Below are 13,114 nucleotides of genomic sequence, written 5' to 3'. Positions count from 1 at the left end.
GATTTAACCGACTTTGTCGCCCGCGATATTAACCACCCCAGTATCATTATGTGGAGTCTGGGCAATGAAATACCTGAGCAAGGCGAGAAACTGGGTGCCGATACAGCAAAACAGTTGGCTGACTATATACGAACCCTCGACAGCAGTCGTCCGCTGACCGTTGGGGCGAATATGTCAGGTGAACACGCGCGGGCCTACCTGTCGCCATTCGACGTGTCGGGTTACAACTACGAACCTGACAATTACGTGCATGATTTCGAAGCTGGTATTTCAGCAGTGATGTATGGCTCGGAAACCTATTCAAAAGACGCCTTTGACTATTGGGAGTTAGTAGAAGCCCATCCATTTGTCATTGGTGATTTTGTATGGACCGGTTGGGACTATCTGGGCGAAGCCTCCATTGGCTGGACCGGCTACGCGCCGGAATGGGCGGGTCTTGCGCCATTCCCATGGACGTTAGCCTACACGGGAGAAATCGACGTGTTGGGCCAATGGCGGCCTGCCGCTTACTATCGTCAGGTGCTGTGGAATACCGGCAATCAGGGTATATCTGCATTCGTGCAATCGCCGTCGCCTTCTCTTTCACCTACGCCGGATCCGACCTGGTACGACTATTGGACGTACCCGGACATTCACCCTAGCTGGAGCTGGCCGGGGCAGGAAGTTAAATCGCTTGCTGTAACAGTGTACAGCGTATACCCCATCGTTGAGTTATGGCTTAACGGCACCCGTATTGGCACGGCTGCAACAGGCAAGGCCAACCAGTTTACCGCCGAATTTTCTGTTACCTATGCGCCGGGTACGCTGGTAGCAAAAGGACTGGATATGGAAGGAAATGTACAGGAAGAGTGGCAGTTAACTACTGCCGGTACTGCACAGAGCGTTGATATAGTGCGCGAAGATACTGAACTCATGGCCGATGGCTCGGACATTAACTACCTGGCTATGCAGTTACAGGATGAAGCCGGTAACCCTGTATACCACTGGGAACAAGACAAAACCGTGACGGTGACAGTGGAAGGGGCTGCGAAGCTCATTGCGCTTGGGAATGCCAATCCCCAATCGGCAGAAAGCTTTCAGCAGTCACACCGACAGACCTTCCGCGGCAGACTCATGGCCGTGGTGCAATCGACGGGTGACGCTGGTGAGGTAAAAATAACAGTAACTGGCCAGGGCCTGAAACCGGCTCACCTGGTTTTTACCGCTAAATAGCTCAAAAGAAAAAGGCCCGGGGTGTTACTGCTCGCGGGCCTTAAGTGTTTACGCCGACACAGAGTCGTACACGACTACCTTACTCCAAAGGTGAGCGCACTTTTCTATAAATTCTACGTGTAATGGGTGCGTTTGGTACGCATCCTGATCTTCCGTGCTGTTGAACAGCATCAGTTCCGACACCTGATAACTGCTGTCGATGACGTCTCGTTCCAGTGTCGATGCAGGCACACCAACGTGCAACCCCTGAATCTGAGGAATGGCTTTCAGGCTGTTCAGCCCGGCTATCAAGGCGTCGCGATCGGCGATGGAATCCGGGTTTTTCAGCCAGAAATACACCATGTGTACAACGGGGCCAAGTGTGTTGCAGCCCGAGTCGGACGCTAACGCTGAAGCACTGGTAAACGAGGCTGCTGCGGCCAGGGTGCCGGCGGCTGAAATAAACTGGCGACGATGTGGGTCTGTCATGATCTGCTCCTTATTGCGCAGGAATCCAGCGGTTATCCTACGGTATGAAAATAGTGCAATGCAATGGCATTCGCCCGGCATTTTTAATAAATCAAAAAGCTGAAATCATAATAAAAATGAACCGGTTCATTTGTGTAGTGTCACATTTTTACTGGATTTAACAGCTTTAATTAATTAGTAATAGTGATATCTGTTTATAGTATGTTAAGTTAATTAACAAATCGATGAAAATATGCCGTTTGAGGAAAAAATGCAAAGCCATAATTTGTCTCGTCGGGACTGGTTGAAACGCATGGCACTGGGGCTGGGAGTGTGTGCAGCCGAAGGTGCGTTGCTAAACAATGCGGTTGCTGCGGCCTTGTCGTATGACGCATCGTCGTCACAATCAGGCCTGTTTACACCGCAACAACGCGCTGTGTTAAACGCCATTTGCGAGTGCGTAATCCCGCGCACTGATACACCGGGTGCCGCTGACGTAGGCTGCGCAGAATTTGTTGAACACCAGTTATTGGTGGTGTTTGCTCCCGACACCCAACAGGCGTGTCAGGCGGTGTTGCAAACTATCCATCAGGTAAGCACAAACGAGCCGGGCAAACCGTTTGCGTCACGTTCTGTGGCAGAACAAATCGCACTGCTGGAAAAACTCGAGGCCATGCAGCCCCCGTTTACACACTTTGAATACGGGCCGTTTAAGCAATTAAAAAACCTGATTGTGTTTGGATATTACACCTCAATGCCGGGGGCGACACAGGAACTCACCTATCTGGCCGTTCCCGGGCGTTTCGTTGGCTCTGTACCTCTTGCCGATATTGGCAGTGCGTACAGTTCTAAAGATTACTATTAAGCCGCGTTCGCAGCAGGAAGTATTAACATGACACAACATCGTTACGTAAACGAGTCAGCGGAAGTCTACGACGCCATTGTGGTTGGATCGGGCATTACCGGTGGCTGGGCAGCTAAAGAGCTCTGCGAAAAAGGCTTGAAAACGCTGATGGTAGAGCGCGGCCGAGTGGTCGAGCACCGTAAGGACTACACCACCGAAGCCAAGCCGCCCTGGGAATACCCCAATCGCATGAAAGTCGCTAAGAAGCTGATAGATGAAGAATACCCGATTCAGCAGCAGTGCTACGCCTTTCACGATGGCACAAAACACTTTTTCTCCAGCGACAAGGACTACCCGTATCACACCGAGCCAGATGCGCCTTTTAGTTGGATCCGTGCTAACCAGCTTGGCGGCAAATCCTTATTGTGGCATCGCCAGTCTTATCGAATGAGCCCGTTTGATTTTGAAGCCAATGCCAAAGACGGTCACGGCAATGACTGGCCTATTCGCTATGAAGACCTGGCGCCTTGGTATGATTATGTGGAGCGTTTTGTGGGGATCAGCGGCAATGCCGACGGGTTGCCACAATTGCCCGACGGTATTTTTCAACCGCCGTTTGAGATGACGGCACCAGAGCGCGACTTTACCGCGCTGATGAAAGAGAAACACCCGGATAAACCGGTGATCATGAGTCGCTGTGCGCACTTAACCGCACCACAAAAAATACAGGTGGAGCTGGGCCGTATGCAATGTATGGCGCGCAACGAATGTCAGAAAGGGTGTTCATTTGGTGCGTATTTCTCAACCCAAAGCGCCACATTGCCAGCTGCGGCCCGCACCGGCAATTTGTATATTGCACCTAACAGTGTGGTAGAGAGCGTGATTTACAGTGACCAGACCCAAAAGGCCGTTGGGGTGCGGGTAATCGACAACGACACCCTCGAACAACGTGAGTATTACGGCAAGATGGTGTTTCTGTGTGCGTCGACACTGGGCAGCACGCAAATTATGCTAAACAGCACGAGTAAACGCTTCCCGACCGGCATCGCTAACAGCTCCGGGGTGTTGGGGCATTATCTGATGGACCACAACTACAATGCCTTTGTGACAGCTTCCATAGAGGGTTACGAGGACGAGTATTACATTGGCCGGCGACCTTCGTCGCTATACATTCCCAACTTCCATTACGAGCCCAAGCGATACCACAAAGCATTCAAGCGCGGTTATGCGCTGGCAGGCAGTGCCGCCCGTTCCGACTGGCAGGGCCTGGGAATGTCAGACGGCTTTGGTGTGAGCTTTAAGAATAAGCTTCACAACCCGGGTAAGTGGGGCATCGGCTTAGGCGCCCAGGGGGAAATGCTGCCGAATCGTGACAATCAGGTGCAGTTGCACCCCACCAAAAAAGACAAGTGGGGCATGCCTCAGCTGAGCATCAATTGCAAGTGGTCAGAAAACGAAACCATTATGATGGAGCATGCTGCTGACGTGTCGGTGAAAATGCTACAGGACGCCGGGTTTGGTGACATAAAAGCCAACGTAAACTACTCGCCGCCTGGGCTGGCGATCCACGAAGTCGGGTCGGCCAGAATGGGGCGTGACCCGAAAGACTCAGTGTTAAATGGTTACAATCAGGCGCATGATGTACCGAATCTGTTTGTAACCGATGGCGCAAGCTATTGTTCGACAGGGGTGGGCAATCCATCGATTACCTTTATGGCCTTAACAGCACGCGCCGTAGACTATGCGGTGAAGGAATTTAAAGCAGGAAGATTATAATGACTAAACGATCAGTAATGCCTTTTGCGCCTGTATGGGCGGCACTCGCCATGACGCTAATGTTGACCGGGTGCGCAGAGCCGCAATCCGGAAGCTCACAATCGGCGCAGCCAACTGCCACAGCCGAAACGGCTTATCCGGCGTACGAAAAACCGGGGATCAGCGTGCAGTTGTGGTCGGTAAAAGACGCTGTGAAAGCGGATTTCGTAGGCACACTGCAGGCCTTGGCTGACATGGGCTTTGACGGCGTTGAGTTTGCCGGCGACTTTGGTCCGTATCAGAACAACCCAACCGGGCTAAAAGCCAAGTTGGCCGAATTAGGTTTGGCGGTTAGCGGCGCGCATGTCGGTTTTGACGCGCTGCGTGGTGATAAGCTGGTAGCAACGGCGTTATTTCACCAGCAGCTCGGCACGCCCTATGTGATTGTGCCCTGGGATGAGCGCGCTTTTGCCGCCGACACCGTTGACCTGGTAGCAAAGGAATTAACCGTGATTGCTGAGCGTCTGGCACCTTACGGGTTGCGCGTAGGGTATCACAACCATGCGCAGGAAATGGCCGACTATGGTGATATTACCTTCTGGCAGTATATTGCCAGCAACACGCCGGAATCCGTAGTCTTGCAGCAGGACGTGGGCTGGACGCTGGTGGCTGAAAAAGACCCGGTTGCGATGGTAAAAGCGTATCCAGGCAGAACCCTGACAACGCATTTCAAAGCCCCTGAATATGAAACGCCCAAGGGGACGCCCATTGTGGGTCAGGACGGCATTAACTGGTTACCGATTTACCAGGCTACTGCCGCTGTTGGCGGCGCGAAGTGGGTTGTACTTGAGCAGGAACAATATCCCAATGGCCTAACGCCACTGGAAGCGGTGGCGGCGAGCAAACAGGGGTTCGACAGCATTATCACTGCGGGTAATTAATCGAACGCCTTTTCAAGGATGGCTATGTGGATTGCTGCTTCGCAATCCACATAGCGACAAGCGTTCGAATTGACGGAAAGGCAATGTCGTCCAACTGGATGTCGTTCGGCGACACCCAGATGAGTTCACTTATCTCATCTTCCGCTACCGTCATGACTGGCAATGCGCTGAGGGTGGTTTCAAACGCACAATCACAGGTTTTGTAGGTCACACCATTGTACTCGTAAGTATTGGGTTGCGAGCAGAAGTAGCGCCAATCGTGAAGGGTCAGCGCGAGTTCTTCTTCTAACTCACGGGTCAGTGCCTGTTCCAGCGACTCGTCGTGATCCACAAAGCCGCCCGGCAAATCAAGCTGACCTTTACCCGGGGCACGGGCGCGGCGCGTCAGTAAAAGCTTATCTTCCCAAACTACAAACGCCGCGACGGCGGATGCGGTATTGTGAAAATACTCAAACTTGCAGGTTTCGCAGAAGTAACGATGACGGTTGCTGGTGGTTACGGTGGTGGCAGTACACTTAGGGCAGTGAGAAAACAAAGCTGACTCCGGTTTACATGCGGTTTACGGGTCCGACGCTGTCGCGAATAATGAATTCGTAGGGCAACACGTGCTCACGAATAGCAGGCGTGTGGCCGTTGATCTGTTCGATCAGCAGGCTGGCGGCACGCTCACCGATTTTTTCGGCGGGCTGCGCAATGGTGGTGAGAGTAGGGGTCACGTACCTCGCTACTTCCATGTCATCAAAGCCAATCACCGATACATCTTCTGGTACTTTCAGTCCACGATCTGCAAAGCCCTTAATGGCGGCAATGGCCATTTCATCACTCATGCAAAAAACGGCGGTGGGGCGGTCTGCAAGTTGGCTGAATTGTTCAGCCGCACTGATACCAGACCAAAAATTAAAATCCCCTTCAATAACCAGTGCCGGATCAAATTCGATACCCGCTGCCTGCAAGGCCTGGCAATAGCCTTTTTGGCGATCTGCGGTATGCGGGTTGTCTTTTAACCCGGTCACCAGACTAATTCGACGATGCCCCAGTTTTACCAGGTAAGAGACGGCCTTTTCTGCCGCGGCGGCGTTGTCGATACGCACCGACACGCCGGGGGTGTTTTCGCAGCTGCTGGCAGTTACCGACAAAACGCCTTCCCGGGCTAAAAGTGGCTCACAGGAGCGACTGGGGCGCAGGTTAATGAGGCCATCAGCCAGGCGTGTTTCTACCATTCTTACGAAGGCTTCTTCGCGTTCAAAGGTGTCTTTGGTGTCGCCCAGTAACACGTTAAATCCGGCTTGTTGTGCGACATTTTCTATACCGCTAATGAGCTTGGCAAAGAACAAATTGGCAATATCCGGCACCATCACCACAATGGTGTTAGCCCGACTGCTACGGAATCGTCGGGCGAGCAAATTGGGCTTATACTTGAGTTTTTTAATGGCCGCTTCGACTTTGAGACGGTTCTTGGCAGACACTTTCTCCGGTGTGCTTAGCGCCTTTGACACCGTGCCTGTGGAAAGGCCGGCTTCTTTTGCGACATCTCTGATCGTGGCCATGTTGTCCTCGTTAACTCGTTACTGCTACAAGGTAAACCAATTGGCAGTGGGAGTCACTCTTTGTAAGCGCGAGCCGTTTATTTCGGTGGTTACGCGCATATGACGATTATTTTTCTTGTTTATCTTCCAACTTCAATCAAACTCGCTCTTTAAAAATCAGCGTGTGCAGAGGATGTATAAATTGAAACTATGGAAATGCGAAAATTTAATATTTTACTTTTGTTGATGAATTGTAAAATCTTAGTGCGGTAAGTGTGAACCAAAAGCTTGCCGTACTGAAGGACACAATAATGAAACCAAAGCACATACCCTTGAAAAAACTTGCCCTGGCGGTTTGTACCGGCCTTGGCTATTTAGCAACGTCAACTGCTATTGCTCAGGAAGAGCCGCAAACTGAACAGGAAGTGGAAGTCATCTCTGTTACCGGCACCCTCATTGAAGGCGTCAACCCGGTAGGGTCAAACGTCATTGGCCTGAATCAGGAGAAAATTATTGAGCAGGGCGTTACCTCTGCCACGGACGTACTGCGTCGAATTCCTCAAATGGATGCGTTCAACGAAGTACCGGAAAATACCCTGAGCTCTTCGATTCCCTTCGAGCCACCGCAAATTCGAGGTATTGGTGGATTAAGTGGTATGGCAACCCTGGTTCTGCTAAACGGAAACCGTTTGGTGCCGGTGGGTCCACTAAACTGGGTCGATTCGTCGATGATCCCAGCCAGCTTGCTGGAGCGCGTAGAAGTCATTCCTGATGGCGGCTCATCCATTTATGGTTCTGACGCGGTTGCCGGGGTGATTAACTTTATTCCTAAGAAAGACATGGAAGGCGGTGAGATCAGTGTTCAGTACGGCATGGGTCATGGTGACTACGACCGTATCGACGTATCTGGCGGCTTTGGCCACAGCTGGGACAGCGGTAACCTGGTTGCTGCGTTCTCATATGGCGACCGCAGCGCCATGTTTGGTAAAGACCTGGACTACATCAAAGAAGATTTAACTGCTCAGGGCGGCGCTGACTACCGCGCGACGGGCTGTAGCCCTGGCAATATCCTGTTGGACAACACGCTATACGGCTTGCCGGGTGTGGATGCTGGCAACCCTAACTATTGTTCAAGTTACGACAACCAGTCGTACTATCCGGAAGAAGAGCGCTACTCATTATTTACTAACCTGAATCAGGAGTTAGCAAAAGGCTTAACGCTGGATGTGCTGGCGTATTATTCGCGCCGTGATGCCGTTGACTATGACCCGGCTGACGTACGCACTTCCGGAGAGATTACTTCTGATAACCCGTATTTCGTTGCCGTAGGTGACGAAACAGCCAATACCGTGGCGTTTAGCTATGAAGATGTTTGGGGTAAAGCGGGTAAGAATCCATCTGTGTATGAACAGTGGCAAGTCACACCAACCCTGACCTATCAGTTAACGGATTCCTGGAAGTTAAAAGGAACACTGAACTACGGTAAGAGTGAATCAACGTACAACGATTACAAAATCAATTCCGAAGCTCAGGCGGCGGCATTGAGCGCAACGTCTGCTGACCAGGCGCTGAATCCGTACGATGTCAGTCAGACCAGCGCCTCAGTATTAGCGTCGATTGCTGACTGGCAGGAATATACGCTGTCTAAACAGGACCTGGCCGAAGTGAAACTGATTGCCAATGGTGAGCTGTTTGATATTACCGGCGGAACGCTGCGTGCTGCGGTTGGTACCGAGTACCGTGAAGAGTCATTCTATCAGGTCGTCGATACCGGCATGATTGGTTCGCCTTCAACGTCTTCTGTACGCGACATCGACCGCAGTGTGAAGTCGGTATTTGGTGAGTTGTATATCCCACTGGTAGGCGACGACAATGCCTTGCCACTGGTGCAGCATTTGGATGTGTCACTGTCGGCACGTCACGATCGTTACAACGATGTAGGTTCATCTACTAACCCGAAAGTCGCGGTAACCTGGAATCCAAGCGAAGATGTTACCATACGCGGTACCTGGGGAACCTCGTTCCACGCACCGGCGCTGGCTGACTTAGCGGCTCCATTACAGTATGAACTGTTCTTACCGTTCAGCCCGTTCCGTGCATCAGACAGCCCGTTTGTACCGGACTTCTTTAAGCCAAGCTTCCTGGTTGGCGGTGCGTCTGAAGGCATTAAGCCTGAAAACGCAGAGACCATGTCTTTGGGTACTGACTGGTATGCGACCGACGAACTGAGAGTGTCGTTAACTTACTGGAGCGTGAAGTACGAAGACCGTTTGGATCAGAACGCAGGTTTCTTCTTCGGCCCGTCATACTATGACGAAGAAGTGAATCAGGACTACTTTATTCTGGGCCCGACATCCGCTGACGAAGTGATTGCGAAATTCGGCGATTTGCCAGTTGCAGGATTCGATAGCCTGGAAACGATGTTTGCCGTATTTGGTGCGCCTTATGTGGTTTCTGACCAACGTAAAGCAAACATGGGTGCCTACGAGGTTGACGGCCTGGATTACTCTGTCCAGTACTTCACCGACGTAGCGCTTGGTGAGTTAGATGTAAACTTCAGCGGTACATACATTATGAACCGCGACAAAGAGAACGTGAAAGGCGCAGGCTTTAACGACACCCTGACTCAAGGTGACTTTAACAGCCCGATTTCAGCCTTAAACAGCGTAGCAACAGTGGGGCTTCGCAACGGCGACTTCTATGTTTCAGGTACCGTGTTCTATCGCGGTAAAGCCGAAGTTGGCGCTGAAACCATCGATTCGTATACGACGCTCTCGTTGTTTGCCAGCTACGATATCAACATGGACACCCAGGTGTCGTTCAACATTGATAACGTGCTGGATCAGGACCCGCCATTCCGTCTGATTGACGAAGGCGTGGCCTATAAGAGCATGGGCCGGTTTATGTCGGTCAGCTTAAGAACCAAGTTCTAAGCGCCTTGCACTGATAAAGGCTGGCCATAGGGGCCGGCCTTTTTGTTTTTCAATTTCGACGTAAAGGATGCTGTATGCGATTTTCTTTTCTGCCGGTAAGCCGGGCTATTCGCACACTGCTGGTGGGCAGTGCTATGACGTCATTGTCAGTAGTCGCGGGCTCTATGAGCGACGCTGAATTCCAGCAGCCCCCCCAATATGCAAAGCCTTTGGTGTGGTGGCACTGGATGAGCGGCAATGTAACCGAAGACGGCATTGCCAAAGACCTGGCCTGGATGAACCGCGTGGGTATTGGTGGCGTGCAAAACTTTGATGCGCACCTGATGACGCCAAAAATCGTGGATACGCCAGTGCAGTACATGAGCGAAGACTGGCAGCAAAAGTTTCAGTTTGCGCTGACTCAGGCACAGCAGTACGACTTTGAATTTGGTATTGCGGCCTCACCAGGGTGGAGTGAAACCGGTGGTCCCTGGGTGACACCCAAAGACGGCATGAAGAAAATCAGCTGGAGTGAGACTTACGTAACGGGCGGCAGTACCAAGCCCATTACATTGGCATTGCCACCGCAAACAACCGGTGTGTTTCAGGACTACGCCCAGGGCACCGAGATGTTCCAGGACGACAGTCACGCCAAAGATCACGTGCCGCATTATTACGAAGATATCGCGGTGTATGCGATCCCGCTCTCTGCAGCACCGGTAGAGATTAAAAGCGTAGCCACCAGCTATGGTGAGCCACTGTCGCTGGCGTTAATGCAGGATGGTTCTTATACCACCGGTGCAACGTCTGTGTCTGGCCCGGATGAAGCCCTGGCCATTACGTTTGATTTTGGCGACGTGCAAACGATACAAAGCGCGTCGTTCGCCATGCCTATTCCGGGGATGTTCCTGCCAGCTGCGTTTGCCCCTGTGGTGCAGGCCAGCGCCGATGGCAAGCACTTTACCGACGTAGCTGACTTTGTGGTTGAAACCAGCGTACAAAAAACCGTGTCGTTCGCACCGGTGCAAGCTCGTTATATGCGTTTAGTTATGCGGGCTAACCCGAATGGCAAGTTTGAATTACCTTCGTCTTCTGCGCCTGGTTCCGCACCACCACCGGGGTTTAAGTTACCAACGGGAGAGCCCCAGGCATCACCGGTCAACCTGCTGGAAGTGGCATTTTATGCACAGCCTCGCGTACACCGTTTCGAGGACAAAGCCGGGTTCGGTATTGTTGAAGATTACTACCCGCTGTCTTACCAGTATAACGCGAACGGCGTACCAGCAAGTGACATCATTGATGTCACCGACGCCCTGCAAGCCGACGGTACCCTTGCCTGGACCCCGATTGAAGGCAACTGGAAAATCCTGCGGGTAGGGTATTCATTGACCGGCAAAGAAAACCACCCGGCCACACCAGAATCTACCGGGTTGGAAGTGGATAAATACGATCCTGTTGCCGTGCGTAAGTACATCGAACACTACCTGGGCAATTACGCTAAAGCCAGTGGCAATAACAAGCTTGGGGAAGGCGTAAAAGCCTTGCTGAATGACAGTATTGAGGTGGGACCATCAAACTGGACGCCGGCTATGTTTGCAGAGTTCAAACAGCGTCGCGGTTATGATTTACGCCCTTGGTTACCTGCGCTCACCGGTGTGGTAGTGAACAACGCCCAGGACAGTGACAAGTTTCTGTATGACTTCCGCCAGACCCTGGCTGAAATGATTGCCGACAATCACTACGGCGTGATCAGCAAGGTACTCGATGAGTACAACATGATTCATTATTCTGAAGCGTTGGAAAACGGCCGCCCTTCATTAGGCGACGGTATGCGGATGCGTCGCACCGCGGATATTCCAATGGCGGCCATGTGGTCATTCGACACCAACAACAAAATTGGTCCAGCGCCCCAGTATTGGTCGGACATTCGCGAAGCTGCGTCGGTCGCGCACATCTACGGGCAAAACAAAGTAGCGGCTGAGTCGCTCACCGCTGCTGCATCACCCTGGGCGTTCTCGCCACGGGATCTTCAGCCCATGATCGACATGGAGTTTGCGCTGGGTGTAAACCGGCCGATCATTCATACCTCAGTACATCAACCGCTGGACAACGGCCCGGGTCTGAGCCTGTTTATTTTTGGTCAGTACTTTAACCGGTTAGAAACCTGGGCTGAGTTTGCCAAGCCCTGGGTAACTTACATCAGCCGCAATACCTACATGTTGCAGCAAGGGCGTTTCTACGCCGATGTGGCTTACTTCTATGGTGAAGAAACACCGCTTACTGCGTTGTATAACGACAAGCCGTCGCAAGACGTGCCGCGTGAAAACGGTTTCGATTACGTGAATGCCGATATCATTCGCGATTTGCTTAGTGTAGACAACGGCCAGTTGGTGACGCCCAGCGGTCAGCGCTATCAGGTGCTGTATTTAGGCGGTACCAGCGAGTACATGAGTCTATCTGTACTGCAAAAACTGGCTGAACTGGTAAAAGACGGTGCGACGGTAATTGGCGCTAAGCCGATGGCTTCCCCCTCACTGCAGGATGACCCGACTGAATTCGCTGCGCTGGCCGATTCACTCTGGGGTGGCAACACGGGTAAGGGCCGCATAATTGAAGCCAGTGATATATCTTCAGGCCTGAAAAAGGCCGGTGTTCAAGCTGATTTTGCTTATAACGCTAAACGTGATGATACCGAGCTATTCTTTGTGCACCGTCATACCGACAGCGAAGAGATTTACTTTTATACCCATCGCCAAAACCGCAGTGAGCCGGTCACCCTGCGCTTTGCCGTTACTGGCAAAACGCCGTATCACTACAATGCGGTAACAGGCGAAATTACGGCTGTCGATTACAAGCAAAAACGCGGTGTCACTGAAATCAAGCGCAACCTCGCACCGTTTGAATCAGGCTATATTGTGTTTGCAGATGACGAGCGGGTAAACGCGAAGAAACCTGCCAAAGGCCGTACATTTGCGTCGCTGGACGACAATTGGTCGGTGACGTTCCAGTCTGGTCGTGGTGCACCTGAAACGCCAATGACTATGCAAGCGGGTAACTGGGCTAATAGTAACGACGAGCGCATTAAGTTCTTCTCGGGGACTGCGACATACCAGCAAACAGTAGAACTAAAACGCCTGCCCAAAGGCAAGTCGCTGGTGCTGGACTTAGGGGATGTGCGGGAGCTGGTGGAAGTGAGCGTAAACGGCAAGGTAGTAGACACCTTGTGGAAGCCGCCGTATCAAACTGATGTGACGGATTTCCTGACATCAGGCAGTAACACCATCACATTGAAGGTGACAAACCTGTGGGTGAATCGTTTGATTGGCGATGTGCAACCCGATGCCGAAGAAACCTTCACATTCACTACTGTCCCTACTTATATTCCTGACGCACCACTGCGTGAATCGGGTTTGTTAGGGCCGGTTAAGATCCTGACGAAATAAACACGACAACATGAGGGGCAGCTTGCCCCTCGTT

The 13,114-nt window shown here is 51.9% G+C and carries 9 protein-coding genes; 6 read left to right on the top strand and 3 right to left on the bottom strand.

Going from position 1 to position 13,114, the window contains the following annotated elements; genetic code table 11:
- The coding region (locus AC4MRN_RS14925; RefSeq protein ID WP_491203713.1) for a DUF4982 domain-containing protein at positions 1 to 1,212 on the top strand (1,212 nt) is incomplete at its 5' end.
- Positions 1,213 to 1,260: 48 nt separating this feature from the next.
- Here AC4MRN_RS14925 and AC4MRN_RS14920 read toward each other — a convergent pair.
- Positions 1,261 to 1,680 carry a Dabb family protein gene (locus AC4MRN_RS14920; RefSeq protein ID WP_491203712.1) on the bottom strand — a complete coding sequence of 140 codons (420 nt, stop codon included), beginning with the start codon at positions 1,678 to 1,680 and terminating at the stop codon, positions 1,261 to 1,263.
- Positions 1,681 to 1,930: 250 nt separating this feature from the next.
- On the opposite strand from AC4MRN_RS14920, the gene AC4MRN_RS14915 reads away from it, so the two are divergent.
- From AC4MRN_RS14915 to AC4MRN_RS14905, 3 genes are read left to right on the top strand one after another with little or no spacing between them, the layout of a single operon-like run.
- Entirely contained in the window at positions 1,931 to 2,524 is a 594-nt protein-coding gene (locus AC4MRN_RS14915) for a gluconate 2-dehydrogenase subunit 3 family protein (protein ID WP_491203711.1), read from the top strand.
- Positions 2,525 to 2,551: 27 nt separating this feature from the next.
- On the top strand, positions 2,552 to 4,279 hold the full coding sequence (locus AC4MRN_RS14910; protein WP_073324117.1) for a GMC oxidoreductase: 1,728 nt from the start codon (positions 2,552 to 2,554) through the stop codon (positions 4,277 to 4,279).
- Positions 4,279 to 5,199 carry a sugar phosphate isomerase/epimerase family protein gene (locus AC4MRN_RS14905; protein WP_491203710.1) on the top strand — a complete coding sequence of 307 codons (921 nt, stop codon included), beginning with the start codon at positions 4,279 to 4,281 and terminating at the stop codon, positions 5,197 to 5,199. Before AC4MRN_RS14910 ends, AC4MRN_RS14905 begins: the two co-directional genes overlap by 1 nt.
- Positions 5,200 to 5,221: 22 nt before the next feature.
- Here the strand turns inward: AC4MRN_RS14905 and AC4MRN_RS14900 are convergent, their stop codons facing one another.
- Both AC4MRN_RS14900 and AC4MRN_RS14895 read right to left on the bottom strand, forming a co-directional pair.
- Positions 5,222 to 5,734 carry an NUDIX hydrolase gene (locus tag AC4MRN_RS14900; RefSeq protein ID WP_491203709.1) on the bottom strand — a complete coding sequence of 171 codons (513 nt, stop codon included), beginning with the start codon at positions 5,732 to 5,734 and terminating at the stop codon, positions 5,222 to 5,224.
- A 13-nt stretch (positions 5,735 to 5,747) separates the two neighbouring features.
- Positions 5,748 to 6,746: a LacI family DNA-binding transcriptional regulator gene (locus tag AC4MRN_RS14895; protein ID WP_491203708.1), complete on the bottom strand. Its 999-nt coding sequence runs from the start codon at positions 6,744 to 6,746 to the stop codon at positions 5,748 to 5,750.
- Positions 6,747 to 7,036: 290 nt separating this feature from the next.
- Here AC4MRN_RS14895 and AC4MRN_RS14890 point away from each other — a divergent pair, with 290 nt between their 5' ends.
- The gene (locus AC4MRN_RS14890) at positions 7,037 to 9,658 is read left to right on the top strand and encodes a TonB-dependent receptor plug domain-containing protein (RefSeq protein ID WP_491203707.1); all 2,622 of its coding nucleotides are present in this window, start codon (positions 7,037 to 7,039) and stop codon (positions 9,656 to 9,658) included.
- A gap of 74 nt (positions 9,659 to 9,732) precedes the next feature.
- Positions 9,733 to 13,080, top strand: a complete 3,348-nt coding sequence (locus tag AC4MRN_RS14885; RefSeq protein ID WP_491203706.1) for a glycosyl hydrolase — start codon at positions 9,733 to 9,735, stop codon at positions 13,078 to 13,080.
- Positions 13,081 to 13,114: the final 34 nt, after the last annotated feature.

This window comes from Marisediminitalea sp. (genome assembly GCF_984433645.1).
Note: the sequence above shows the minus strand (reverse complement) of the source record. Positions and strands in the feature narration are given on the sequence as shown.